This is a genomic window from Winogradskyella sp. PC-19, from assembly GCF_002163855.1.
GTDB lineage: Bacteria > Bacteroidota > Bacteroidia > Flavobacteriales > Flavobacteriaceae > Winogradskyella.
Map to the genome: position 1 here is coordinate 1,403,070 of NZ_CP019332.1, position 24,897 is coordinate 1,427,966.

27 protein-coding genes are annotated in these 24,897 nt (G+C 33.0%); 10 read left to right on the forward strand and 17 right to left on the reverse strand.

Annotation, left to right across the window (positions count from 1 at the left end; genetic code table 11):
- Positions 1-8: 8 nt before the first annotated feature.
- The 6 genes from paaD to BTO05_RS06565 all read right to left on the reverse strand — a co-directional run bounded on the left by paaD (position 9) and on the right by BTO05_RS06565 (position 4,332).
- Complete coding sequence (gene paaD / locus BTO05_RS06540; RefSeq protein WP_087491886.1) at positions 9-509, reverse strand: 1,2-phenylacetyl-CoA epoxidase subunit PaaD; 501 nt, start codon at positions 507-509, stop codon at positions 9-11.
- Between the two features lies 1 nt (position 510).
- Positions 511-1,266 (reverse strand): 1,2-phenylacetyl-CoA epoxidase subunit PaaC, encoded by a 756-nt coding sequence (gene paaC, locus BTO05_RS06545; protein WP_087491887.1) that lies wholly within the window; start codon positions 1,264-1,266, stop codon positions 511-513.
- Complete coding sequence (gene paaB / locus BTO05_RS06550) at positions 1,266-1,553, reverse strand: 1,2-phenylacetyl-CoA epoxidase subunit PaaB (RefSeq protein ID WP_008269362.1); 288 nt, start codon at positions 1,551-1,553, stop codon at positions 1,266-1,268. Before paaB ends, paaC begins: the two co-directional genes overlap by 1 nt.
- Before the next feature lie 45 nt (positions 1,554-1,598).
- A complete protein-coding gene (gene paaA / locus BTO05_RS06555; protein WP_087491888.1) occupies positions 1,599-2,555 on the reverse strand; it encodes a 1,2-phenylacetyl-CoA epoxidase subunit PaaA in 957 nt (318 codons plus the stop codon).
- 65 nt (positions 2,556-2,620) lie between these two features.
- Positions 2,621-3,694, reverse strand: a complete 1,074-nt coding sequence (locus tag BTO05_RS06560) for a 2Fe-2S iron-sulfur cluster-binding protein (RefSeq protein ID WP_087493303.1) — start codon at positions 3,692-3,694, stop codon at positions 2,621-2,623.
- Between the two features lie 68 nt (positions 3,695-3,762).
- Positions 3,763-4,332, reverse strand: coding sequence for a TetR/AcrR family transcriptional regulator (locus BTO05_RS06565; protein ID WP_087491889.1), 570 nt, complete (start codon positions 4,330-4,332; stop codon positions 3,763-3,765).
- Between the two features lie 89 nt (positions 4,333-4,421).
- Between BTO05_RS06565 and BTO05_RS06570 the strand changes: the two genes are divergently transcribed.
- Both BTO05_RS06570 and BTO05_RS06575 read left to right on the forward strand, forming a co-directional pair.
- Positions 4,422-6,179, forward strand: a complete 1,758-nt coding sequence (locus tag BTO05_RS06570) for an aromatic amino acid hydroxylase (protein WP_087491890.1) — start codon at positions 4,422-4,424, stop codon at positions 6,177-6,179.
- A gap of 3 nt (positions 6,180-6,182) precedes the next feature.
- Complete coding sequence (locus tag BTO05_RS06575; protein WP_087491891.1) at positions 6,183-6,491, forward strand: rhodanese-like domain-containing protein; 309 nt, start codon at positions 6,183-6,185, stop codon at positions 6,489-6,491.
- On the opposite strand, the gene BTO05_RS06580 is transcribed toward BTO05_RS06575, so the two are convergent.
- Complete coding sequence (locus tag BTO05_RS06580; protein ID WP_087491892.1) at positions 6,483-7,091, reverse strand: DUF4230 domain-containing protein; 609 nt, start codon at positions 7,089-7,091, stop codon at positions 6,483-6,485. The two genes, BTO05_RS06575 and BTO05_RS06580, sit on opposite strands and share 9 nt — an antisense overlap.
- 752 nt (positions 7,092-7,843) lie before the next feature.
- Between BTO05_RS06580 and BTO05_RS14185 the strand changes: the two genes are divergently transcribed.
- Complete coding sequence (locus BTO05_RS14185) at positions 7,844-8,056, forward strand: hypothetical protein (RefSeq protein ID WP_087491893.1); 213 nt, start codon at positions 7,844-7,846, stop codon at positions 8,054-8,056.
- A 102-nt stretch (positions 8,057-8,158) separates the two neighbouring features.
- The gene (locus BTO05_RS06590) at positions 8,159-9,019 is read left to right on the forward strand and encodes a hypothetical protein (RefSeq protein ID WP_157662551.1); all 861 of its coding nucleotides are present in this window, start codon (positions 8,159-8,161) and stop codon (positions 9,017-9,019) included.
- Here BTO05_RS06590 and gldC read toward each other — a convergent pair.
- Both gldC and gldB read right to left on the reverse strand, forming a co-directional pair.
- Positions 9,016-9,342: a gliding motility protein GldC gene (gene gldC, locus BTO05_RS06595; RefSeq protein WP_087491895.1), complete on the reverse strand. Its 327-nt coding sequence runs from the start codon at positions 9,340-9,342 to the stop codon at positions 9,016-9,018. The two genes, BTO05_RS06590 and gldC, sit on opposite strands and share 4 nt — an antisense overlap.
- Positions 9,343-9,351: 9 nt before the next feature.
- A complete protein-coding gene (gldB, locus tag BTO05_RS06600) occupies positions 9,352-10,320 on the reverse strand; it encodes a gliding motility lipoprotein GldB (protein WP_087491896.1) in 969 nt (322 codons plus the stop codon).
- Positions 10,321-10,402: 82 nt separating this feature from the next.
- On the opposite strand from gldB, the gene nadE reads away from it, so the two are divergent.
- On the forward strand, positions 10,403-11,191 hold the full coding sequence (gene nadE / locus BTO05_RS06605; RefSeq protein ID WP_087491897.1) for an NAD(+) synthase: 789 nt from the start codon (positions 10,403-10,405) through the stop codon (positions 11,189-11,191).
- A gap of 137 nt (positions 11,192-11,328) precedes the next feature.
- Complete coding sequence (locus tag BTO05_RS06610) at positions 11,329-11,958, forward strand: response regulator (protein ID WP_087491898.1); 630 nt, start codon at positions 11,329-11,331, stop codon at positions 11,956-11,958.
- A 2-nt stretch (positions 11,959-11,960) separates the two neighbouring features.
- Here the strand turns inward: BTO05_RS06610 and dnaG are convergent, their stop codons facing one another.
- Positions 11,961-13,928 carry a DNA primase gene (gene dnaG, locus BTO05_RS06615; RefSeq protein WP_087491899.1) on the reverse strand — a complete coding sequence of 656 codons (1,968 nt, stop codon included), beginning with the start codon at positions 13,926-13,928 and terminating at the stop codon, positions 11,961-11,963.
- 326 nt (positions 13,929-14,254) lie between these two features.
- Between dnaG and BTO05_RS06620 the strand changes: the two genes are divergently transcribed.
- From BTO05_RS06620 to BTO05_RS06625, 3 genes are read left to right on the forward strand one after another with little or no spacing between them, the layout of a single operon-like run.
- Complete coding sequence (locus tag BTO05_RS06620; RefSeq protein WP_087491900.1) at positions 14,255-14,557, forward strand: hypothetical protein; 303 nt, start codon at positions 14,255-14,257, stop codon at positions 14,555-14,557.
- Between the two features lie 9 nt (positions 14,558-14,566).
- On the forward strand, positions 14,567-14,872 hold the full coding sequence (locus BTO05_RS14190) for a hypothetical protein (RefSeq protein ID WP_232459792.1): 306 nt from the start codon (positions 14,567-14,569) through the stop codon (positions 14,870-14,872).
- A 9-nt stretch (positions 14,873-14,881) separates the two neighbouring features.
- Positions 14,882-15,844 carry a M20/M25/M40 family metallo-hydrolase gene (locus tag BTO05_RS06625; protein ID WP_232459793.1) on the forward strand — a complete coding sequence of 321 codons (963 nt, stop codon included), beginning with the start codon at positions 14,882-14,884 and terminating at the stop codon, positions 15,842-15,844.
- Positions 15,845-15,936: 92 nt separating this feature from the next.
- On the opposite strand, the gene BTO05_RS06630 is transcribed toward BTO05_RS06625, so the two are convergent.
- From BTO05_RS06630 to BTO05_RS06645, 4 genes are all read right to left on the reverse strand, one after another.
- Positions 15,937-17,055, reverse strand: coding sequence for a hypothetical protein (locus BTO05_RS06630; RefSeq protein ID WP_087491901.1), 1,119 nt, complete (start codon positions 17,053-17,055; stop codon positions 15,937-15,939).
- Between the two features lie 55 nt (positions 17,056-17,110).
- Positions 17,111-17,905 (reverse strand): hypothetical protein, encoded by a 795-nt coding sequence (locus BTO05_RS06635; protein WP_087491902.1) that lies wholly within the window; start codon positions 17,903-17,905, stop codon positions 17,111-17,113.
- Complete coding sequence (locus BTO05_RS06640; protein WP_087493304.1) at positions 17,892-18,455, reverse strand: RNA polymerase sigma factor; 564 nt, start codon at positions 18,453-18,455, stop codon at positions 17,892-17,894. Before BTO05_RS06640 ends, BTO05_RS06635 begins: the two co-directional genes overlap by 14 nt.
- A 203-nt stretch (positions 18,456-18,658) precedes the next feature.
- Positions 18,659-19,636 (reverse strand): polyprenyl synthetase family protein, encoded by a 978-nt coding sequence (locus BTO05_RS06645; RefSeq protein ID WP_087491903.1) that lies wholly within the window; start codon positions 19,634-19,636, stop codon positions 18,659-18,661.
- Positions 19,637-19,878: 242 nt separating this feature from the next.
- On the opposite strand from BTO05_RS06645, the gene BTO05_RS06650 reads away from it, so the two are divergent.
- Positions 19,879-21,315, forward strand: coding sequence for a T9SS type A sorting domain-containing protein (locus BTO05_RS06650; protein WP_087491904.1), 1,437 nt, complete (start codon positions 19,879-19,881; stop codon positions 21,313-21,315).
- Between the two features lie 46 nt (positions 21,316-21,361).
- Here BTO05_RS06650 and rlmN read toward each other — a convergent pair whose 3' ends face one another.
- The 3 genes from rlmN to BTO05_RS06665 form a co-directional block, all read right to left on the reverse strand.
- Positions 21,362-22,402: a 23S rRNA (adenine(2503)-C(2))-methyltransferase RlmN gene (gene rlmN, locus BTO05_RS06655; RefSeq protein ID WP_087491905.1), complete on the reverse strand. Its 1,041-nt coding sequence runs from the start codon at positions 22,400-22,402 to the stop codon at positions 21,362-21,364.
- A 103-nt stretch (positions 22,403-22,505) separates the two neighbouring features.
- Positions 22,506-23,555: a tRNA preQ1(34) S-adenosylmethionine ribosyltransferase-isomerase QueA gene (gene queA, locus BTO05_RS06660; RefSeq protein ID WP_087491906.1), complete on the reverse strand. Its 1,050-nt coding sequence runs from the start codon at positions 23,553-23,555 to the stop codon at positions 22,506-22,508.
- 69 nt (positions 23,556-23,624) lie between these two features.
- Positions 23,625-24,851 (reverse strand): 3-phosphoshikimate 1-carboxyvinyltransferase, encoded by a 1,227-nt coding sequence (locus BTO05_RS06665; RefSeq protein ID WP_087491907.1) that lies wholly within the window; start codon positions 24,849-24,851, stop codon positions 23,625-23,627.
- Between the last annotated feature and the right edge of the window lie 46 nt (positions 24,852-24,897).

Genomic DNA, 24,897 nt, shown 5'->3' on the forward strand with positions numbered 1-24,897 from the left:
TTTGTTATCTATTTAAGACATTTAAAATAATCAAAAGGCTCTTGACAATCGTCACATTGAAATTGAGCTTTACATGCCGTAGAACCAAACTGACTAACTAGTCTCGTATTTTGAGAACCACAATTAGTACATTTTACAATGCGTTTACCATTAAGCAATACATCTTTATCAGCTTCAGCATCTAAAGGTGCGGCGATTCCGTAATCTTCTAATGCTTTTCGACCTCTTGGTGTAATCCAATCTGTTGTCCAAGCTGGATGTAGAATTAAATCAATTTCTGATTTGTATCCTGCTTCGCTAAGTGCTTTTTTGATATCATCACCAATGACATCCATTGCCGGGCAGCCACTATATGTTGGTGTAATTTCAACTTTTACAATATTATTATCAATTATAGCAGAACGAACAACACCCATATCCATTATAGACAAAACTGGAATTTCAGGGTCTGAAACCTGTTCCAGAATTGCAATTAGTCTTTCGTCAATATTTTGTTCTGTAGATATCATTCTACCATTCCATATTCGGGTATGTCCGTTGCATGTATTGTAAATCGCTTAATAAAAATCCTAAATGTTCAGTATGGATTCCTTGCTTTCCACCTTTTTGAAAGTATTTAGATTCCGGCACTTGCAATGTTGCTTCCTCTAATACTTGAGAAACTGCTCTGTAATACGCTTCTTTAAGCTTTGTTACATCAACACCAATTCCTTGAGAAACCATAGCTTTATCTGCATCTGTTTGATGAAATAACTCATCTGTGTAAGCCCATAAATCATTTATAGCTTCTTGCATCTTTTCTTTACTCTCATCGGTACCATCACCTAAGCGCTTAATCCAGTCTGAAGAAAAACGCTCATGATAACTTACTTCTTTAACACACTTATTAGCAATTGCTGACAGTGTTAAATCTGTACTTTTCTGAAGTTCTTTTAAAAATGCCAAATGATAAACATCAAATAAAAATTGTCGTCCAAGTGTATATGCAAAGTTTGTGTTTGGCTGTTCTACCAATAATACGTTCTTGTATTCGCGTTCCTTACGAAGCATTGCGATATCATCTTCTGTTCTTCCGTCGCCAGCAATCTTACTCGCATATTGAAAATAACTCCGCACTTGCCCAAATAAATCTAATGAGATATTAGTACATGCGATATCTGTCTCCAAACTTGGCCCATGTCCGCAAAGCTCGCCCATTCTTTGTCCAAGAATTAAACTATTGTCTGCAATACCTAATATGTAATTGTATAAGTTTTCGTTTTTCATTACATGTGTTTTACTTCGTCTGGTAAATCATAAAATGTTGGGTGACGATACACCTTGTCTTGAGCTGGCTCAAATAACTCACCATTGTTCTCAGGATTGGATGCCGTAATATGCTTAGATTCTACAACCCAAATACTCACACCTTCATTTCTTCTCGTATATACATCGCGTGCGTTTTCAAGCGCCATATCAGAATCCGCAGCATGTAAACTACCACAATGTCTGTGTTCTAATCCGTTTTTACTTCTCACGAAGATTTCCCATAAGGGCCAGTTTTTTGTTCCCATAATATTTTGAATATACCTACAAGGTTTTGAAAACCTTGCAAGAATTTAAACTGCTTGTTTTTCTTTTCTCTCTCGCTTTTTATCTGCATGCGCCATTGCTGCATTTCGAACCCATTCACCACGATCCCATGCACCAACTCTTGCTTTCATACGCTCTTTGTTCATCGGACCATGACCTTTTACAACTTGCCAAAACTCATCCCAGTCTATTTCTCCAAAATCATAACTTCCACGCTCTTCATTCCATTTTAAATCTGGGTCTGGAATTGTTAATCCAATTAATTCTGCTTGTGGAACTGTTTGGTCAATGAATTGCTGACGTAAATCGTCGTTAGATTTACGCTTTAATTTCCATTTCATAGATTGCTCGGTGTGAACCGAAACATCATCAGTAGGACCTAACATCATTAAGCTTGGCCACCACCATCTGTTCAATGCATCTTGAGCCATATCTTTTTGCTCTGGTGTTCCGTTGGCTAATTTCATCATGATTTCGAAACCTTGACGTTGGTGAAAACTTTCTTCTTTACACACACGAATCATTGCTCTTGCATATGGTCCATAAGATGTATTACATAACGGTACTTGGTTAATAATTGCTGCGCCATCTACTAACCAACCAATTGCTCCCATGTCTGCCCAAGTGATAGTAGGATAATTAAATATTGAAGAATATTTTGCTTTACCTGTATGTAATTGCTCATACATTTCGTCCCTAGAAATTCCTAAAGTTTCTGTTGCAGAATACAAGTACAGTCCATGACCAGCTTCGTCTTGTACTTTTGCTAATAAAGCAACTTTACGTCTTAACGAAGGTGCTCTCGTAATCCAATTACCTTCTGGTAACATGCCTACAATTTCAGAATGTGCGTGTTGTGACATTTGACGAATGTGTGTTTTGCGATACTTCTCTGGCATCCAATCTTTAGGTTCGATTTTTTCGTCTCGAGCGATACGCTCATCAAATTGTCTTTCTAAACTTCTAATTTGTTCTTCACTCATTGTTTTTAGCTTTTAGCTGTTGGCTTTTGACCACAAGCGAGTTAATTTTTCTTTTTCAATATATTTTAAACATCAAAATCTACAACAACCTTATCAGTTGTTGGTACTGCCTGGCAACTTAGTACCAGATTTTGACTTACTTCTTTTTCATCTAAAGCGTAGTTGATTTTCATTTCAACTTCACCTTGTTTTACTTCACATTTACATGTACTACATACGCCTCCTTTACATGCAAATGGCAAATCTGCTCCTGCATCTAGTGCTGCATCAAGAATGTTGTCGAACTCTTTGGTCATGGTAAACAAAAATTCTTTACCACCATCTACAATGGTTACTTCCGTTCCTTCAACATTCTGCTGTGCTAAGCGCTCTGCGCGTTTCATATCTTCTTCAGATAATCCTTTGACGAATAATTCGAAATGGACTAAATCTGTTGATAATCCTGCATTAACCAAATAGTCACTTACAAAGTTTATCATCTTCTCTGGCCCACATAAAAACACCTCATTGGTATCCGGAATATCAATAAAAGTTTTAGTTAAAACCTTCATTTTCTCTTCATCAAAACGACCATTAAATAATTCGATATCTCGTTTCTCTTTAGTTAAGAAATAATAGATTTCGAATCTTCCAAAATATGTATTTCTGAGTTGTTCTAGCTCTTCCTTAAAGATAATAGATTTTGCTGTCTTATTAACATAGAAGAGTTTACAAGTAGAATTTGGCTCGGCTTCTAAATGTGTTTTTACCATTGACAGTACTGGTGTAATACCACTACCAGCTGCAAAAAATAAATAATTTTTAGCTTTTTCAGGCTGACATTCTACCCCAAAAACACCACTTGGTGCCATGACTTCTAAAGTATCTCCTGTTTTTAGGTCTTCGTTTACAAAGGTTGAAAATTTACCTCCAGGGATTTGCTTTACGGCAACTTTCCATTGCTTATCGATTGGACTTGAGCATAACGAATATGAACGACGAACATCCTCATCATTAATATCTGCCTTTAATGTTAAATGCTGCCCTTGATGAAATGCAAATTCCTTTTGTAATTCCTCAGGAACATCAAAGGTAATTACAGAAGTATCTTCTGTTTCTTTGTAGATATCTGCTATTCTTAAGTTATGAAAATCAGCCATAAATTTTACAATAATCATAAACTAACACTTGTTAGTTTATTGAGCAAAGTTATAAAATAAAATGCAAACTATTTGTTAATTCCTTTAATGAGGATTTGAGATAAACTTTCTGTTAACTCTTGCTGATTTATAATTTCTTTTTTTGGCAACCACAAATAGAGCGAACGCAATGTAGAAAGCATCGAAAACATAAGCACATCTGGCTTTACAGATTTTAGTTCGTTATTAGCAATGCCATCTTCAATAATTCTGAGATAGTTAGCTTCATAATCATTCCTCAGTTTTAGATAATACTCTAGTTTATTCTCTAAATGCATCCAATCAGAATTTAATGCTGCTAGTCCATCTGTATTCTCCGTTGCTATTTTTACGTGTAAACCAATAATTTGTTCTAATCTACCAATAGAATTTGTATCGCTATCCATGATTTTTTGCATTCCAATTGTAAAATCTTCAGCAATTGCAATGACAATGTCTTGCAAAATGGCTTGTTTGGAACTGATATGATTATAAAGACTTGCAGCTTTTATATCCATAGCTTTTGCCAAATCTCTCATGGTCACAGCACTATAGCCTTTGCTTTTAAAAAGCTTGGCAGCAACTCTAATAATTTCTTGTTTTCTTGTTTCTTTTGGCATTAACAGTATGCTATAAAAGTGTTAATTGGTATGTTATTACTTTAAAACTAGCTTCTAAATCAATAATTTTACGTTTTACAAATATAAGGATGACCAACGAGATAGTTTCTAACCCATTAATTGACAGATTACCTCTGCATTTAAAGCAGTTTATAAAACCTCAAGATTACAAGGATTATTCAGCCATAAATCAAGCTGTTTGGCGCTTTGTTATGCGAAAAAATGTCTCTTATTTAAGCAAAGTTGCACATAAATCATACACAAGAGGATTAGACATGACTGGTATTTCTATAGATGACATTCCGAGCATGTATGGTATGAATCGGATTCTTAAGGAAATTGGGTGGGCAGCAGTCGCTGTAGATGGATTTATTCCACCTAATGCGTTTATGGAGTTTCAGGCTTATAAAGTTTTAGTAATTGCAAGCGATATACGTCAATTAGAAAATATTGAATACACACCAGCTCCAGACATTATTCATGAAGCGGCTGGTCACGCGCCAATAATAGCTAATCCAGATTACGCTGAATATTTAAGACGTTTTGGTGAAGTTGGCGCGAAAGCCATTTTATCATCTCATGACAATGATATGTATGAAGCAGTAAGAAAGCTTTCTATATTAAAAGAGGCAAAAAACTCAACGCAAGAAGAGATTGAGAACGCTGAAAATGAAGTTAACAGCCTTCAAAATAAAAAAGTGCCGCTATCTGAAATGGCGCAAATCCGAAATTTGCATTGGTGGACTGTTGAATATGGATTAATAGGAACAGTAGACAATCCTAAACTATATGGCGCTGGATTATTGTCATCTATTGGAGAAAGCAAATGGTGCGTCTCTGATAAAGTCGAAAAAATAACATATTCTATAAAAGCAGCTGAAACAGAATTTGATATAACTAAACCACAACCTCAGTTATTTGTAACACCAGATTTCTCTTATCTCATGCAGGTTCTTGACGAGTTTGCAAGCACTATGGCATTAAGAAAAGGTGGCTGGCGAGGTTTAAATAAACTCATCGATTCCAAAAAAATTGGAACCATTGAATTGAATACAGGTTTGCAAATCTCTGGTGTTTTTACAAAGATGATTAGAGACGAAGACAACAATGTCGTTTTCTTTAAAACAGAAGGTCCAACAGCATTAGCAAATCGTGAAAAGGAATTGATAGGCCATGGCACTGAAACACACAGTAACGGATTTAGCTCTCCAATCGGGAAGCTAAAAGGTATCAATCTTGCGATTGAAAATATGGGGCCACGTGACTTAAAAGCTTATAACTTTTATGACAATAAACGTATTTCTTTTGAGTATGAAAGTGGAATAACCGTAGAAGGTCTAAACATCACAGGAATTAGAAATCTTCAGGGTAAGTTAATTTTAATTCAGTTTGAAGATTGCACAGTTAAGTATAAAGACGAAGTTTTGTTTTCTCCTGAGGATGGTACTTTTGATTTAGCGGTTGGCTCTTCAATTGTATCCGCATATGCCGGAAGTGCTGACTACCTGTCTTTTGAGAACCTATACCATATCTCGGAGAACAAAACAGTCCAACCTGAAACCGATGAAACTAAAATAAAGCTAGAAAAACTATACCAAAGCATCAGAGATTTACGAGTAAACGATTCAGCTTCAGAAAAAGATTTAGAATCAATTTTTAAAGAACTAAAAACGAATCATAAAGGTGATTGGTTGTCCCCTCTGGAAATCTTAGAATTGAGTGAAAAATTAAGTTATTCAGAATTAAGACTGAAAGTTTTAACATACTTAAACGAACAAAAATCTAAGCAACCTAAAATCGCTCACCTTATAGATGATGGCTTAGAAATTATAAACGACAACAATTAGATTATGGGATTATTTGATTTTTTATTCGGAAAAAAAATAAACCAAACAAAAGCGTATTTAGACAAAGGCGCAGTTATATTAGATGTACGTACGCAAAAGGAATACGATGCCAATCATAAAGAAGGTGCAATTCTTATTCCTGTTTCAGAATTAAAAAATAGATTAAAAGAAGTCAAAGACTTAAACAAGCCTATTGTAGCTCATTGCAAAAGTGGAATACGCTCAGCACAAGCGACTCAATTATTAAAGGCAAATGGTATTGATGCCATAAATGGTGGCGGCATTACCACTTTAAAAAAAGCGCTACAGTAACAAGCGCTCAAAATCATCTTCAGTTTTCACTTTATTGCCTTTAAATACTAGCTTCCACCCAAGAGATTCTGTGAGTATATAAAACTTTGCCAACTCACTTATTAATCTATTCTGAGCATTAGATACCAATGTAGATTTCTCGATTTTTGCTTTTAGTGATATATTAACCGTTTCTTTAATACTGTTATAATCCTCAGCTTCAAATTGATTTAAGAAATCATCTTGGATGTCATAATACTCTAAATCTGGGTTGATAGAAATTTCATGCTCAGGAATTGATAAAATCTGTAATGTCTTTGTCTCTTCATCTAGTTTGTAGGTCAATTTTTCTAAGTCATAGGCAATAGACACTTTTGCGTTAACTACTACGATTGCTTTTTTTTCTGCGGTTAAATATTCTCCAAAAATTTCTTTAGAATTTTCATAATTAAAAACCTCAGAAAAGTGACCCTCAGAAACAACTAGCTTAGACACATTTTTTAATTGTTCTTGTATTAAATCTGAAGAGTTATTAATAACCACTGTAGACTCATATGTACATTGTCTGTAAACCAACACTATTGTAATGGTTAGTAATACGCCGAATAGAAATTTTTTCATATTTGAAATTTACAATAATTTATAATTTTACTCAAAAACCCGTTGATTATAAGTAATTCAATCACTTCACCGACAAAAACCATCTGGTTAGCTAAAAGTGAAAATTAATAATTTTTCTGATGTAAGTAACACATATACCTTTGACCAATAACATTAAAAATCAATTATTTTGTTTTTCAAAAATAAGGCTATAAAAATTTTATGCCTGTCATTTTTTTTTATTCTATTCTCTGATTTCTAATTGTCAAAAATCTGAAATATTTAAAAATGTAAATGTACTTGCAAAAGAATTAGACCATAAGCTTAACGAAACGTCAGATAGCTTAGTTTTAAAAGGAGAAAGAACTATCTATAAAGTAGAGATTCTTAATTCTGAATTCAGTAGAGAATTTAAATACAATTCTAATTTTGTAAAAGTTCCTATTAGCGACTTACCAATCGGTCGATATACTGTTTCTGTAAGATTACAGAATAAGCTCATTTTAATTCACCTTTTTAGGAAAGAATCTTTTAAAGGTGTTAAGCTGTATGACCCAGAGTTAAATCTTACTGCAAAAGTTGATATTTCAAACAATTTTAAAAACCAAAAAAATATATCTAAGCTTGACGATAACAATAAATTTATAGGTAAAAAAAGAGGTAATATTACTAAAAGTGGCACAAAAAGAATCGTTAAAGGATACTGGGTTTTAAAAACGTCTCAAGGACGTATTGGCAAGAAAATAGTTAGACATTTTGCTGCAAAAGAAGACTTGGATAAGTTAATATCAAGGATAAATCTCGAACACCGAACACTGTCAGGAAAATACAATACTCTTAAAATATGGGAAGTATATAATTTAGATATGTTTAAAAAAGAGCACGCTAAAAACAGTGATTACTTAAAAGTTACTGATTCTCCTTATTTCAATTTTGACCCTTATTATTCGAGTGAAGTTAAGGTTGAAACAATACAGGTTAACTAAAAATAAATTAATACAACATAAAAATTTAGTATTTAAATTAAAAGAATTTACATTTAGCTCTCAGACCTGCAAACTAATAGAGTTTACATATTAATAAAACCTTTGTTTAATTTAAAAACTATAATACCCTTACTATTGTTATCGACCATGGCTTATGGTCAAAAATCTACATTGATACAGAATGTTAATTTTAGAGCTAAAGAGCTCAAACATTACTTAAACAAAGCTGAAGACAGTCTTATTCTTGAAGGTGAAAGAACTATTTACAAGGTGAATCTTTTTAATAAAGACTATGACGAAACCATCCAAGTAAATAATAAAAAAATCAGCATTCCTTTATATGACTTAGATATTGGCAGATACGTAATTGAGACTATTCTTCTTAATAAGCGAATAATCATAGTTCTTTTTAGAAATGAACCTTTTACTGACCTATCCGAAACTGAAATATCACCGAATATAGAAGATATTAGCGAGGTTATAGAAGAAGAAGAAGAAGAAGAAGTTGTTGTTACTATTATAGAAGAGAATCCTGTAGAAGACATCGAAAAAGAGAACAAAAAGAATAAAAGACCTATCAACTCTAAAAGCATAAGTGACTTACTCAATTACAAACGACCAATCGTAAAAAAAACATTTAAAAAGATAAAAGAAAAGGAACGTAAACATAATTACTGGGTATATTATGAAATTAATAGTGGTCACTACTCAAAAACAATAAGAAAAATGGCTACTAAAGAGGAAATTGACCGCTTAATTGCTAGAAATCAATTAGATGTAAAAACCCCAAAGGGCCAATCAAATGTCTTGAAAATATGGCAGATATATAATGCCAGTATGTTTTTAAAGCACAAAGAGTTAGACAAAAACTTTATTAATAAAGAATCGCCTTACTTTAATGAAAAACCCTATTACACAACAGAAAGCTATGGTTTTAGTTTTAAACTTCATCCAGCAGATTAGTCTTTTTTTAATTCTAATTTTTCAGCAAAATAATCACAAAAATCTTTCATAGTAGCTGTCATTTTTTCATCTTGTGTGGCTCTCTGAAATGTATCACTCATTGTTACCAAAGTTTGATGAAAAAATTGTTTCATCTCATCAACAGGCATGTCTTTTGTCCATAAGTCGATGCGTAAGGTTTCTTGAGTACTACTATCCCAAACAGATAACATCATAGCTTTTGCTTCTTCATTTTCTATGCCTCCATCTTGTGCTGACCATGTTAATTTTTCTGGCACACGGTTTTCGTCTAGCTCAACGTTTAACTCAATTTTAGACTTCATAATATTATATTATCGTTTAGGTTTGTATTTTGATTCTTTAAAGATTTGATCACTATCCGTTCTCATTAGTGTCATTATATCAACATCTGTTCTTTGGGTATAGGCTCTTACTATCTGCCAACCAATATATTGTCCTAATCGTCCAGGAGACTCATTATCGATATCTAAATAAAACTTCGAAAATGGCGCTGGCACTGTAAATCGTGTAAACAACTTTGTATCTGTACTAAATAACATTTCATTTTCTACAAAGTGACTCCATATTTGTGATTCATTCTTTTCTGCCCACAAAACATCTTCTTTTGTGTAACCTATTTTATCAGCATCAGAAAACTCAGGAATCATTATGTCTTTAAAATAAAGCAACTTTCCGTGATATATCATTTCATCTAAAAAAGTTTTTCTTTGAGATTGATATGCATATCTATTAGCATATTTTTCCGTAATCTCGGGAACAATTTGAGAAGGCTTCATCCTTTCTGCAAAATATACTGGTGTATTTTGGTAGAACTCGTGATTTTCACCTAAATAGTTCATTAGATTTATAATAAGTAAATCAGCTTGTAGCACTAATTTATTTTTATAATCAACGCCATCGGCAACGGTAATAACCCTAGGGACTTCAAACATTTTATCATAATACTTAAGACGTTTAAAAAGATTTTCGATGCTTTTCTTTTCAATCTTAAAATCTTTAAAAAGATTTTTCCCTTCAGCAAACATCTGTCTTTGCAAATCACTATTTATAGTATTAATCCATACCGAATCTGGTATTCTTTCAGGAAATAAAAACGGGAACACTTCTTTTACTTTTATTAAGTCTTGTTCATTAGTTTTAGATAACACCTCATCAAACCGCTCTACAGTAAAATTTACTTCTATTTTACTTATTTCTTTTTCAAGTGTGTTTTCATTTTCACAAGCTAAAAAAACACAAATTAACAGAAGACTTAAGATTTGAATAGGTTTGACTTTCATTTCAGAAATATTTTTAAAGCTTAATCCTTTACTTTATTTTTGTTTGCAAAGGTACACTTCTTACCCAAAAAACCCGAAGATTATGCAAACAGAAAAAGTTATAGATTATATTGTTAATTGGCTAAAAGATTATGCTGTAAACGCAAAAGTAAATGGTTTTGTTGTTGGAATTTCTGGCGGAATAGATTCTGCTGTGACTTCAATTCTTTGTGCAAAAACGGGTCTTAATGTTTTATGTATTGAAATGCCTATACATCAAGCTGCTAGTCATGTGTCTAGAGCCAACGAGCATATAGCTCAACTAAAAGAACGTTTTTCTAACGTTAAAGAAACTCGCGTAGACCTAACTCCTGTTTTTGAAGAATTTAAAACTGAAGTATCTTTAGATGGAAAACAAGCAACAGTAGATATGGCGCTTGCTAATACTAGAGCTAGATTAAGAATGACAACCTTATACTATCACGCAGGATTACTTGGATTATTAGTTGCAGGCACAGGTAATAAAGTAGAAGATTTTGGTGTAGGTTTTTATACAAAATATGGTGATGGTGGTGTAGACCTTAGTCCTATTGCAGATTTACTCAAATCTGAGGTATACGCCATTGGTGAAGCACTTAAAGTACCTAACTCCATAATGAAAGCTGCACCTAGCGATGGGCTGTTTGGAGACGCACGAAGTGACGAAGATCAAATTGGTGCATCCTATCCTGAATTAGAATGGGCTATGAAAATGAAAGATGAAGGTAAAACATCTGACGATTTTGAAGGTCGTCAAAAAGAAGTGTTTGATATTTTTATGAGTTACAATACATCAAACAAACACAAAATGATTCCTATACCAATTTGCGAAATTCCTAAAAAATTGATTTAAAAAACACAATATATTCAATTTTTTTAAAATATTATTACATTTTTGTTGTTTATTGCTAATCGATTCTTACTTTTGTTTAAGTAAATAACTAATCCCCTTAAACTTAACTATAATTAGTAATTACTAAACTAAGCATTATGCTAAAGATATTATTGGTAGACAGCCATCCTGTGATTCGCAGTGGATTAAAACACGCTTTTTCTAATCACTCTAATTACCAGATTGTTGGAGACTTAGGTAGTGGAATAGAAATTTTTGATTTTATTAGAAAAAATGAAGTAGACCTTATCATATCCGAAATAGACTTACCAGAACTTAATGGAATTACTGCGTTACGCGCCATTAAAAAAGAACATAAGTCTATAAAAATACTAATGTTTAGTCATCAGCCTGAAGAAATATATGCTATTAGCACACTAAAAGCTGGTGCATCAGGTTACCTTTCCAAAAGCTCTCCAATAGAAGAAATTGTAAAAGCTATAGACACTATAGCTACAGGTAATATTTACCTAAGCGAAAAAATGGACAAGCATTACAAGTATACAGATACATCAAAAAGTAGAACTCGTCTTTTTAAGCGACTGTCTACTCGAGAAGTAGAAGTACTAAAACTCCTTTCTATTGGTAAGAAAAATAAACATATCGCAGACGAGTTAGAAATCAACGAAAAAACCGTTAGCACCTATAAAGCTAGACTATTCAAAAAGTTGAATGTAGATAATGTTATAGATTTGGTTCATCAAGCAAAGCATCACGATCTAGCATAAACTTAGCCGCCTACTACCTTACCAAGTTTCCTTGATAGCAACATTTTTAGGCCCAAATAATCTTTGACATCTTCCATTAAGGACTTTGAATCTACATCTGTATTTAATGTTTCTTCTTTAAATGCCATTACTTTTTGATCTATCAAAAAACAACGCAAGCTTAATATTGTTTGGCTTACCAATTGCGGGACTGTATGACCTTTTTCTTTTGGTATAATTTGATTACGCTCCCAATCATGCAGACTGTACTTTTCATCATCCATTAAAATATTAGTCACCAAAGGCGCCATATTTTGGTCTAGGTTATTTATAAAGTCTTTTGCAGAAAACGCTTCGTTTTGATTTAAATTATCAATAATAGAATAGTATAAGGTTTTAAACTGAGCGTCACTAAATTGCATTTCATCTTCCTGAAGATCTAGATATACTTTTTCAAAAACCCGAGCTTCGTGTACAACAGGTTCTAAAATCAAATCACCTGAAGTTTCATCTTCTTTAAGTACTAAATCTTCAAATTTTTCGGTTTTGTTACCATACAGTAATAATATTTCGATGATTTTTCGCTCTAACTCGTACTGTATATCAACTTTTATTGTTGGTTTTGGCTCAGACTTTACAATATCAAACGCCTTACGTTCTTGCTTATAATTTTTATTAGCATCTTGAGCTTCCTTTTTATTAATCTGAGCCAAGGTGCTAAATAAAACAGACTCACTAATATCCATAATTCGAGCACACTCTTGGATATAAACTTCCTTTTTTATCTGATCAGGAATTTTTGCTATACTATTTACAATATCACGAATTGTCTCTGCCTTTTTTATGGGGTCGTTTTTAGTATCTTCAAATAAAAGTGATGCTTTAAACTGAATAAAATCTTTAGCATTTTCACTCAAATACTCAGTAACTTCTTGTAGTGTATTATTTTTAGCAAAACTGTCTGGGTCTTCGCCATCAGGAAATGTACAAACACGCACATTCATACCTTGCTCTAATATTAAGTCTATACCACGGATTGAAGCACGCATACCTGCTGCATCTCCATCAAAAAGAACAGTAATATTGTTTGTCAGACGTTTTATTAGTCTAATCTGATCTGGTGTTAAAGCTGTACCGGAAGACGATACTACGTTGGTAATACCACGTTGGTAAAACTGTATCACGTCTGTGTAACCTTCGACCAAATAACAGTTATCCTCTTTTGCAATGGTTTGCTTAGCAAAGTATAGACCATAAAGCACTTTACTTTTGTGGTAGATTTCACTTTCAGGAGAGTTAAGGTATTTAGCTGCCTTTTTATCGTTGCCCAAAATACGACCTCCAAACCCTAAAATACGACCACTCATACTATGAATCGGAAACATAACACGGCCTTTAAATCTATCAAAATGCTTCTCTGGCTTTACAATCGTTAAACCTGTACCTTTAAGAAATTCTATTTTATAACCATTTTTTAGAGCCTCATCTGTAAACGCTTGCCACTCATCAAGAGAATAGCCAAGCTGAAACTTTTTTATTGTTTCTATAGTAAAACCACGTTCTTTAAAATAGCTCAACCCAATGGCTTTACCTTTATCGGTTTTATGCATGGTTTTCTGAAAGTAATCATTAGCATATTCACTAACCATGTACAAACTCTCACGTGTGTCTGCCTTTGCTTTTTCTTCGTCAGTACGCTCAGTTTCTTCTATCTCAATGTTATACTTTTTGGCTAAGTATTTTATAGCTTCGGGATACGTAAAATGCTCATGCTCCATCAAAAAAGTCACAGCATTACCGCCTTTACCAGTCGAAAAATCTTTCCAGATTTGTTTAACAGGAGACACCATAAAACTTGGTGTACGTTCTTCGCTAAATGGGCTTAAACCTTTAAAGTTACTTCCAGATTTTTTGAGTTGTACAAAATCGCCAATAACCTCTTCTACTCGAGCGGTTTCAAAAACTTGGGCTATGGAATTTTGTGATATCAAGGTTAAAATCTAATAAGACAGTAAATTTAAGACAAAGTCTAAGTTTAAAAAATTAATGTTTATAAAGTTATTTTTAAGTTGTTGTAAAGCCAATTTTTAAAGCTGAAATAATAGCTATATATTTAGATTAGAAATCAATAAACACTACCAAAAGGTAGTATTATGACTAGCTGGTAATAAATACGAACAAAAACGAAACTAAACGAAACGAAATAATTTAGTAGAATTTTACCATTGCAAACTGAAAAAATAAAAACCATTTCAATAATAGCTACTAGTAATTTTCTTAGAGGTTACCATGACTACGTTGATTAATTAAATTATTTATGTATTTATTACTATTCATTGCTTTTATATTAATCGTAAGAATAGATAAAATCATGAAATATTTTCGTGATAAAAATTTAGGTTGGAAAGCCTATAAAAAAAACTACAAAGAAATAACCTACTCAGAAAAAATTGATGAGAAATGGTATCACATAAAAATTGATGCTGATATAAATATTGGAACATTTGAACCAAAATTCAAGAGCGAATCGGAGTGGTTGAGTTATCCTGAATGGGCTCATCATAGGGAAAAAGTAATAGAAAGAGTTAAGATGAGATATCCATTAAAAGATGAAGACTAACAACTGTATATGACATTAAAAAAACACCTTATTTTATTATTTTTAGGATTTAGTTTTTTATTCTCCTGCAAATCTTCAGATGAACAAAACGTTCACCTTAATATAGAAAAACAAACAAACGAAATTTTTGATAGAATAGTAAAAATCAGAAGAGATATTCATAAATATCCTGAATTAGCTGGAAACGAAAAAAGAACTTCAAAAATCATTGTAGACTATTTATCAAGTTTAGGGTTAGAAGTCAAAACAAGAGTAGCAGGCTATGGTGTCGTCGGTATACTAAAAGGTGAAAAAGAGGGAAAAAACATAGCTTAGAGAGCTGATATGGATGCTATACCTAGTGATCTCACTGACGACGTATCTTTTAGGTCAAAAAACGAAGGAATACAACACGGTTGCGGTCACGATATACATGTGGCTATTGGACTTGGAATAGCCGAAGTATTATCAAAAAACAAGGCATCTATTAAAGGCACAATCTATTTTATATTTCAACCTGAAGAGGAGACTTTTGTTGGTGCAAAAAATATGACAAATAGCAATCTGTTTTCAGAAATGAATATTGATGAAATATACACCTTACATGTGACAGCATTACCCGTGGGTCAGATAATGACTAAACCGAACGAACTATATGCTTACCAAAAATGGATGGAGATAAAATTTAATGATAAATTTTTAGAAGAAGATGCAGAAATCCTGTACAAGCAAATAAGAAATAAGACCCTACAAAAAAAAGAAGGTGTAAATCCTTGGGAAATTCCAATGGCGTTTGATTCTGTTGTTGGATTAAATAATCCTAATACTGTTTTTAAAGATTATCATTTCATGGAAGAAAACTTTATAATGAAACAAGATAATAACCAACTTGTGATAAAAGCATTTGCCTATGATACCAAAAAATCAAATCTAACTAATATTTTACCAAAAATAGAGCAAATAATTAGCGAATCAGAATACAAAGATAAGTTTATATCATTTATTCAAGAAAATCCTACGGTATTCAATGATAAGTTATTGACAGAAAATACCATTAATACGCTAAAAGATATTTATGGAAATAATTCTGTCGTAATGAATTATGGACAGATACCTTATTTCAATGATGACTTTATTTACTTTCAACAAAAAACTCCTGGTGTTTATTTTTTGCTTGGTGGTTCTAATCCTAAAAAGGGAATTAATGCAATGAATCAAGCACCAAATTTTAGGGTGGACGAAGAATGCATAAGAATAGTAGTTAAATCTTTTTCTTCATTGATTTTGGAAAGAGCTAATAGTAATTAAAGTAATATATAATACTTAGGCTGTTTTACAGACATAAAAAACCTTAATCTGTAAACAGATTAAGGCTTAATCAACTCAAAAACTTAATTGATTTAGTCTAAGTCCCAACGTAGACCTAATGAAATATTATTCTGATCAAAAGCTTGGTCTTTGAATAGTGGGTTTAAATCATACTTAGCATAGATAGCTAAATCTCCCCAACCAATATAACCGCTTAAACCATAAACAAAATTTGAAGCATTAAAGTTTCTTTTTTCTTTGTTTTTTACACGGTCACCATCAGCATCATCATAAACTAACTTCTGCATAGAACCCAACCTTACACCACCGTAACCACCAAGTCCTATTCTGAATTTATTATCCGTAAAGTAGCGTATACGATTTCCGTAGTCTTTTTTACGTGACGGTCCAAATTCAAAATGAACTGGTAAAACTAAGTTGGTAACCCTAAATTTTGCGCTTTTTAAATTACCCGAAAAATTTTGCAGCGTAGTCTGACTTCCATTTTCTACAAAAAACTGGTTATTTTTAATATCGAGTTTATTCCATTGGAAAGAGAAACCATAATTAATCCTAGCAAAATTAGATTCTTTAAAAATACGTGTTTGCCAAACCCAACCTAATTCTACAAATCCAGAACCTCCTAATTTGTATGGCGAATCATCTAAACCTTGCCCATCTCCAATGGCATTGTTAAAACCTAAAGCAAACACCATTCTGTTACTTGTACGGATGTCATATTTGGGTGGTTTTCTAGTATTTGATTTAATTGACAACCCAATACGTCCTCCGCCTTCAGTGTCTGTAACAAAACCGATATAAGAAGTATTATCGCGATCTAGATTTTCGGCATAAGGGTTTCTCTTAACAAGCTCAATTTTTTTGTCTATGATAGCCATACGGTCTGCTATATTAGCTGCTCTTTTTTTTGCCGCTTCCTTTTTTAGCTCTTCAGCTTCACCAGCGGTAATCTTACCTTCGTCTAATTGTCTATTGATGCCTTCGATATCGGCTTTCAGAAAATCGCGTTCTTGAGTTTCTACTCGCTTTTTTTGAGCCTCTAATTTATCAATCTGCATTTGTTTGTAGGAATGATTAATCCTATTTTTTGTTGAGTCTTGATCAACTTCTTTAGTTTCTTCTTGTGCACCTAAATCTGCTACAAATAAGCATAAGATTAGTGCTACAACATACTTAGTAATTGTTGTCATTGTTCGTTTTTTTAAAATTAATGATTGTTTTTTGTTCGTTTTTTGATGAATTGACTTAGTCGTTATTTCGCTGAACCACAGCTTCCTTAACTTCCTTGTAACCGCTTTTTAATGTTTCATAAATTCGGGTTCTAAAGGATTGTCCCATATCTTCTTCAACGTCTTGAAGCAGTTTATCTGCATCAACCACAGTAATTCCTTTTTTTATGGTCTTTTCCATTAGCAACTCGCGATTTGCTAATTTTAATAGAGAATCTATTTGTTGATCGGTTACTGCACTCTTATTACTAGACTTGACATTTTGTAAGACATCTACAACAGAGTTAAACTCTACTTCCAGTTTTGGGGTTAGTAAATCCTCAGGTTTATTTTTTAGTTGTATTGAACTTGTTTTTGGTAATTGTTGTTCTTTACTATTCTTTGCTATCACTTTTTCTGATTTTACCCCAACTGATTTTTGTAGAATTATTGATTTTTGAACTTCAATTTTTTCATCTAGAATTTTTGTTTCTTCTGTCTTCTTAGTTGCTGCAAGTTCTTCTTGCTGAAGTATCTGATTTTTGTTTAAGGTTTTATCTTCAGCTTTAGGTAAGATAGCATCCTCTACTTTATCTTTGACAATAATATTCTCTTCAGTAGTTTTGTCTTGTCCTCCAAAATAAGAGATAGATACAAAAACTAATGCTGCAATACTTGCCGCAATACCAAACCACCAAAATGATGATTTTTTATTACGCTTCTCATCTGCATCTAACTGCTGAGAGAGCTTAGACCAAGCATCTGCAGACGGCGTGACTTTACGCCGCTCTAGCTTGTCTTTTATTTGTTCTTCAAATTTAATTGGTGCCATAATTGGTCTTATTTAAGTCTTTTATTTTTTGCTGTAGCAATTGTCTTGCTTTGTATAATTGCGATTTTGATGTGCCTTCAGAAATCTGAAGCATCTCTGCAATTTCATAATGTTTATAACCTTCTATGGCATACATAACAAATACCATTTTGTAACCTTCTGGCAAACTATCTATTAAACGTTGAATCTCGGCAACTTCGATATTAGAGTTTATACTGTCTGTAGAATTTTGTTTAAAATCAACTTCTTCAACAGGAAACTCTAATCTTTTTTTACCTCGTAAATATGAAATAGATTCTCTAACCATAATACGACGTATCCAACCTTCAAAACTACCTTCACTTTTAAAACTTTTTAGATGCTTAAAGACTTTAAAAAAACCATTAAGCATTACTTCTTCTGCCTGATGTACATCCTTAACATAATAACGACAAACGCTAAGCATCTTTGGTGCATGTAACTCATATAATATATGCTGCGCTTCGCGATTATTTTTCGCAGCTTTTGCTATAAGTTTTTTTTCGTTATTGTGAAGTTGAATGACTTTCATTCTGTTTTTAATAGTGATGGTTTGCACTTCTATTTATAAAGACGCAAAAGGTTTTGTTTTGGTTGCCTAAAGATTGAAATTTTTTCATTTTTTATTCTAAAACGAATATGCATACAGTAAATATAAGGGTTTTAAGAGGAGTGATTTTTTGATTTATTTTTTTAAAAAACCTCTCAAGAGTTCGCAGAGATATTCTTTGGGATTTATTTCTTACGCTCAATAACGTAATTAACCATTAATATTAACGAAGCTTTAAATTCTGACTCTGGATAGTCTGCTAATAGTGCCAAAGCTTCTTTTTGGAAAGCTACCATTTTGGTTTCAGCATAATGCAAACCACCTTTTGCAATAACAAAACTGATAACCTCTTTAACACGTTTTTTATCTTTATTATGCTTTTTTACAGAGTTAATTAGCCAAGACTTTTCCTTTTTTGTTGAGTTATTGAGCGCGTAAATTAAAGGCAAGGTCATTTTCTGCTCTTTGATATCGATACCTGTTGGCTTTCCAATTTTAGTTTCGCCATAATCAAATAAATCGTCTTTAATCTGAAATGCCATTCCGATAAGCTCTCCAAATTTTCGCATTTTTTCGACGTCATCAGAATTTGGTTTTACAGAAGCAGCGCCAAGACTACAACATGCTGCAATAAGCGTTGCGGTTTTTTGACGTATAATTTCGTAATATACATCTTCAGTAATATCTAATTGACGTGCCTTTTCAATCTGCAATAATTCTCCTTCAGACATTTCACGAACTGCAACAGAAATAATTTTTAGTAGATCAAAGTCATTATTATCAATAGATAACAACAAACCTTTGGACAGCAAATAGTCACCAATAAGAACTGCTATTTTGTTTTTCCAAAGTGCATTTATAGAGAAGAAACCTCTGCGACGGTTGCTATCGTCGACAACATCATCATGTACCAAAGTTGCTGTATGAATCAACTCGATAACAGAAGCACCACGATATGTACGTTCACTAACTTCACCGTTATTCATCATTTTGGCTACCAAAAATACGAACATAGGTCGCATTTGCTTGCCTTTTCTATTAACAATATAATGAGTAATCCTATTAAGAAGAGCAACCTTACTTGACATAGCGAGTCTAAACTTTTGTTCAAAAAGTTCCATCTCGTAAGCGATTGGTTGCTTTATTTGTTCCGTTATTTTCAATCTAGTATGTAAACAACAAATTTACTAAAAAGCATGCTAAAACGATTACATTAAAAATTAAACTATTCTTAATCAAAATCTTAAAATAATTAAAATTTCTTGGATAATAACTCTTTAATATAATAATTCATGTTAATTATCCAAAATAATATGCAGTTAATCTATTTATTTAACAAAACGTCATAATGAAACCACCGTCTTTTATATATTGAAAGTCCTATTAATTAATCAACAACACATTTATGAAAAAAATTACTTTAACTCTTGCATTAATTTTATCCTCAGGATTAATGTTTGGACAAGTTGTCTTCACTGAAGATTTTGAGGCACCTGGTGCTCCAGGAACACCATCAGGCTGGTCAATTACTGATGATTTAGAAAATACACCACCAGAAATTTGGACGATAGAAAATACAGGTGAAGCTGGAGGTTTTACTACAGGAAACACTGCTGTTTATGACAATGGTGGTGATGGTTCTTATGCTACTTTTAATAGTGATGGCTATGGTAATACCGGAACCTTAGAACAATCTACATTAACAAGTCCCGTATTTAACGCATCATCATTAACGACCGCTGTCACCCTAAGTTTTGCAACTTTTTATAACGGTAGCTTTGGAGGTCAAGGTGTTGTACAAGTCTCTAACAATAGCGGAATAACTTGGACGACTATACAGACCTATTCTACAGCTGCTGATGGTTCTGCTCCAACAGTTTCGGGTATTCAATCTTTAGATGCTCCGCAATTAATTGGTGCTGCAACTGCTCAAATACGTTTTGTTTGGACAGGAAACTGGTCTCTTTCATGGTCTATAGATAATATTTCTATTTTTCAATGTACAGAGACCCTAGCTCCAAGTTGCGTCACTGAAATAGGTCCAACCAACAACAACAACAATGTAACATTAGGTCCAGATAATTCTATAACTTTTGAATGGAATACTGACCCTCTAGCTACTACTTATGAATTATTCATTAACGGATTCTCTCAAGGTAATCGTACTTCTGGAATTACATTTGTGGGATTTGATTTTAACACCGCATATAGTTGGTCTGTAGTTCCTTCCAATTGCTTTGGAATAGCCACTAGTTGTCCTACCTGGAATTTTACAACTGAATCTTGTACAGAGACTGCAGCTCCAGCCTGCCCTGTAACCATATCTCCAACTCAGAACCAAACTAACGTCGCTACAACAGAAGCTACAGATGGTTCTAGACAAGTTGAGTTATCATGGAATACTTCTGCTACAGCAGTAGACTATACAGTGATTTTTGACGGCAATGAATTAGGAAATTTAGCAGACACATCGGTAAATATTACTGGTTTATCTTTAGACACAACTTATACGTATTCTATTCTTGCAAATAATTGTTTTGGACAATCAACTACCTGTACTACTGTAACGTTCACAACAGAAACCACACTTGGAACCCAAGAAGATGATATACTAAATGTAAATTTATCACCAAATCCAGCTAAAGATATACTAAATATTAATACATCATCACAAATTGATAATGTCGAAATCTTTGATTTGTTAGGTAAAAAAGTAAATTCTTACAGTAAAGAATCAATTTACGATAATTCAATTAATATTGCTTCTTTACCAACTGGTGTTTACTTGGTTTTAATTTCTTCTGAAAATTTAACCAAAACAGTTAGGATTGTTAAAGAATAATAACTAGGTAGAACTTTAGAAAAAGCTCCTTAAAAAGGAGCTTTTTTTATGTCTTATTTGCTAACTGACCACAAGCTGCATCTATATCTTTTCCGCGACTGCGGCGAACTGTTACCGTAATGTTGTTAGCTTCTAAAACTTTTACATACATATCTATCGCTTTTGAGTTTGCCTGCTGAAACATACCGTCATCAATAGGATTGTACTCTATAAGATTCACTTTACTTGGTGCAAATTTGCAGAATTGAACCAGTGCATCTACATCTTTCCGTTGGTCATTTATTCCATCCCAAACAACATACTCGTAAGTGATTCTATTTTTGGTTTTTGAATACCAATACTCTAATGCCTCACGTAAATCATTTAAAGGAAACGTTGCATTAAATGGCATTATTGAGGTCCTAACCTCATCTATTGCAGAATGAAGCGATACAGCTAATTTAAACTTGACCTCATCATCAGCCATTTTTTTTATCATTTTTGGAACACCAGAAGTTGAAACTACAATTCGTTTTGGAGACATCCCTAAACCTTCATCAGAAGTGATTTTATCAATGGCTTTAATAACGTTTTTATAATTCATCAATGGCTCACCCATACCCATAAAAACAATATTACTTAAAGGTCTGTCATGATACAAACGACTTTCGTTATCAATAGCAACAACTTGGTCATAAATTTCGTCTGGATTAAGGTTACGCATACGCTTTAACCGTGCTGTTGCACAAAACTTACAATCTAAACTACAACCAACTTGAGAAGAAACACAAGCTGTTGTACGTGTTGCAGTAGGAATTAAAACAGACTCTACAATTAAATCATCGTGAAGTCTTACCGCGTTTTTAATGGTACCGTCTTCGCTACGTTGCATTTGGTCCACACGAATATGATTAATCACAAAATTAGCTTCGAGCATTTCTCGTGTTTTAAGAGAAACATTGGTCATATCCTCAAAACTATGTGCTGATTTTTGCCATAGCCACTCGTAAACCTGATTACCACGAAAAGCTTTATCTCCGTTACTTACAAAAAAATCGCGAAGTTGTTCTTTTGTTAATGCGCGTATGTCTTTTTTCTTTATCTCCATTGTAGTGCAAAAGTAGTAAAAAGCAAATAAGTGTTTTCAGCAAAAAAGCCTCTTAAACATTAACTTAAACGCTTAAGAGACTTTTAAATTTATTTTATTTTGACTAGATGATTAACATCGCATCACCATAAGAATAAAATTTATATTTTTCTTTTACAGCTTCAGCATAAGCTTCTTTCATAAAATCATGACCAGCAAAGGCAGAAACCATCATCAATAAAGTTGATTTTGGTGTATGAAAATTTGTAATCATACAGTTAGCTATACTAAAATCATATGGTGGAAAAATAAACTTATTTGTCCAACCTTCATATGGATTTAAGGTTCCACTAGAAGACACAGAACTCTCAATAGTTCGCATTGATGTTGTACCTACAGCACAAATACGTTTTTTGTTTTTTTGAGCAGTGTTAATTATATCAGCTGCAGATTGTTTAATCTCTATCTCTTCACTATCCATTTTGTGCTTCGATAAATCCTCTACTTCTACTGGATTAAAAGTACCTAAACCAACATGTAAAGTCACTTCTGCTCTTTCAATACCTTTTATTTCCAATCGCTTTAACAAGTGCTTAGAAAAGTGGAGTCCTGCAGTTGGTGCAGCAACAGCACCTTCGTTAGTTGCGTATATAGTCTGATATCGTTCCTCGTCTTCTGGCTCTACATCTCTATTGATGTACTTAGGCAATGGTGTTTGTCCAAGCTCAGTTAATTTTGTTCTAAAATCACTATATGAACCATCATAAAGAAAACGTAATGTACGTCCTCTTGAGGTTGTGTTATCAATAACTTCAGCAACTAAAGTTTCGTCTTCACCGAAATATAATTTATTTCCGATTCTGATTTTACGAGCTGGGTCTACTAATACATCCCATAGACGTTGGTCTTGATTTAATTCTCTTAGCAAGAATACCTCGATACGCGCACCAGTTTTTTCTTTATTACCATAAAGTCTAGCTGGAAAAACTTTTGTGTTATTTAAGATCATCACATCTCCTTCGTCAAAATAATCGATAATGTCTTTAAACATTTTGTGCTCGATGGTTTGATTTGCTCTGTCCAATACCATTAAACGAGACTCGTCTCTGTGCTCTGCAGGATGCTCGGCTAATAATTCTTCTGGAAGTTCAAAACTAAAGTGTGATAATTTCATGTATGTGTTTTATTTTTTGAAGTTGCAAATATACAATCTCGAGATAGGCGTTGTCAAGTAAACAGTCAATTATTTAATGCTAAATCCAATATGAGCTAAATCTTTCCAAAAATCAGGATATGATTTAGAAACAACATTAGCATCTTTAATTAAAATTGAAGTCCTCAAAGCTAAGGGCGCAAATGCCATTGCCATACGATGGTCGTTGTAGGTTTCTATTTCAACTCCGGGATTAATTACATCAGATGCCTCTAGAGATAAAGCATCATTAGTTACAGAAATACTAGCTCCTAGTTTAGTCAATTCGTTCTGTAAAGCTAATAACCTATCTGTCTCTTTAATTTTTAATGTATGAAGCCCCCTTAAATTACATTTTAATCGCAATCCAAAAGCAGTTACACAAATGGTCTGAGCAATATCAGGCGCATTACTTAAATCTAACTCTATTGATGTTTTTTCATTGACAACTGATGACTTCTCTAGTATTATTTTGTTATCTAGATAGATAGTTTCGACACCAAATTGTTTGTAAATTTCTGCTAAAACAGAGTCGCCTTGCAGCGAATCTTTTTTATATGACGACAGCTGTACCTGGGTACCTACTTTACTCAATGCAGCAATACTATAAAAATAAGAAGCAGATGACCAATCGGACTCTACTACTAGAACCTGTGGCTCTATATCATCTTGTTTGGGTTTTACGGTGATGCTATTATTTTCGAATGAATTTTCTACACCTATTTGATCTAGCAAGCTCAATGTCATTTTTATATATGGGACAGAAGTTATTTTTCCTTCTAGAGTTAACTTTAATCCATTTTTTAAACCTGAAGCAATAAGTAATAATGCCGAGATATATTGGCTACTTACATTTGCCTTTAGGGTAACTTCGTAGTTTGTTAGTTTTTTTCCTTTAATTATTATTGGAGGAAAACCTTTATTTTCAGCATATGAGATATCAGCTCCTAAAACATTCAACGCATCTACTAAAATGCCAATTGGACGCTCTTTCATTCGTTTTGAACCTGTCAAAGTCGTCTGGCGACCTTCTTGAACTGAAAAATAAGCAGTCAAAAATCGCATAGCTGTACCTGCATGATGAATATCAATTATTTCTTCTTTTGAAGCTAATGCCTTTTGCATCAACTGAGAATCATCTGAATTTGATAAATTATCAATTTGGATATTTGAATACAAAGCTTGGAGAATAAGTATTCTGTTTGCTTCGCTTTTCGAACCAGTAATTGCAATTTTTGAAGATTGCTTAATATTTGACTTCTGTAAGTGTAATTTCATAAAAATAAATTCCTGCCGAAGCAGGAACAAATTTAAGCGATAATCG

What these genes read in the sequence shown, in the direction of transcription:
- paaD (WP_087491886.1), bottom strand. Translation starts at nt 509, where the DNA reads ATGATATCTACAGAACAAAATATTGACGAAAGACTAATTGCAATTCTG.
- paaC (WP_087491887.1), bottom strand. Translation starts at nt 1,266, where the DNA reads ATGAAAAACGAAAACTTATACAATTACATATTAGGTATTGCAGACAAT.
- paaB (WP_008269362.1), bottom strand. Translation starts at nt 1,553, where the DNA reads ATGGGAACAAAAAACTGGCCCTTATGGGAAATCTTCGTGAGAAGTAAA.
- paaA (WP_087491888.1), bottom strand. Translation starts at nt 2,555, where the DNA reads ATGAGTGAAGAACAAATTAGAAGTTTAGAAAGACAATTTGATGAGCGT.
- BTO05_RS06560 (WP_087493303.1), bottom strand. Translation starts at nt 3,694, where the DNA reads ATGGCTGATTTTCATAACTTAAGAATAGCAGATATCTACAAAGAAACA.
- BTO05_RS06565 (WP_087491889.1), bottom strand. Translation starts at nt 4,332, where the DNA reads ATGCCAAAAGAAACAAGAAAACAAGAAATTATTAGAGTTGCTGCCAAG.
- BTO05_RS06570 (WP_087491890.1), top strand. Translation starts at nt 4,422, where the DNA reads ATGACCAACGAGATAGTTTCTAACCCATTAATTGACAGATTACCTCTG.
- BTO05_RS06575 (WP_087491891.1), top strand. Translation starts at nt 6,183, where the DNA reads ATGGGATTATTTGATTTTTTATTCGGAAAAAAAATAAACCAAACAAAA.
- BTO05_RS06580 (WP_087491892.1), bottom strand. Translation starts at nt 7,091, where the DNA reads ATGAAAAAATTTCTATTCGGCGTATTACTAACCATTACAATAGTGTTG.
- gldC (WP_087491895.1), bottom strand. Translation starts at nt 9,342, where the DNA reads ATGAAGTCTAAAATTGAGTTAAACGTTGAGCTAGACGAAAACCGTGTG.
- gldB (WP_087491896.1), bottom strand. Translation starts at nt 10,320, where the DNA reads ATGAAAGTCAAACCTATTCAAATCTTAAGTCTTCTGTTAATTTGTGTT.
- nadE (WP_087491897.1), top strand. Translation starts at nt 10,403, where the DNA reads ATGCAAACAGAAAAAGTTATAGATTATATTGTTAATTGGCTAAAAGAT.
- BTO05_RS06610 (WP_087491898.1), top strand. Translation starts at nt 11,329, where the DNA reads ATGCTAAAGATATTATTGGTAGACAGCCATCCTGTGATTCGCAGTGGA.
- BTO05_RS06620 (WP_087491900.1), top strand. Translation starts at nt 14,255, where the DNA reads ATGTATTTATTACTATTCATTGCTTTTATATTAATCGTAAGAATAGAT.
- BTO05_RS14190 (WP_232459792.1), top strand. Translation starts at nt 14,567, where the DNA reads ATGACATTAAAAAAACACCTTATTTTATTATTTTTAGGATTTAGTTTT.
- BTO05_RS06625 (WP_232459793.1), top strand. Translation starts at nt 14,882, where the DNA reads ATGGATGCTATACCTAGTGATCTCACTGACGACGTATCTTTTAGGTCA.
- BTO05_RS06630 (WP_087491901.1), bottom strand. Translation starts at nt 17,055, where the DNA reads ATGACAACAATTACTAAGTATGTTGTAGCACTAATCTTATGCTTATTT.
- BTO05_RS06635 (WP_087491902.1), bottom strand. Translation starts at nt 17,905, where the DNA reads ATGGCACCAATTAAATTTGAAGAACAAATAAAAGACAAGCTAGAGCGG.
- BTO05_RS06640 (WP_087493304.1), bottom strand. Translation starts at nt 18,455, where the DNA reads ATGAAAGTCATTCAACTTCACAATAACGAAAAAAAACTTATAGCAAAA.
- BTO05_RS06650 (WP_087491904.1), top strand. Translation starts at nt 19,879, where the DNA reads ATGAAAAAAATTACTTTAACTCTTGCATTAATTTTATCCTCAGGATTA.
- rlmN (WP_087491905.1), bottom strand. Translation starts at nt 22,402, where the DNA reads ATGGAGATAAAGAAAAAAGACATACGCGCATTAACAAAAGAACAACTT.
- queA (WP_087491906.1), bottom strand. Translation starts at nt 23,555, where the DNA reads ATGAAATTATCACACTTTAGTTTTGAACTTCCAGAAGAATTATTAGCC.
- BTO05_RS06665 (WP_087491907.1), bottom strand. Translation starts at nt 24,851, where the DNA reads ATGAAATTACACTTACAGAAGTCAAATATTAAGCAATCTTCAAAAATT.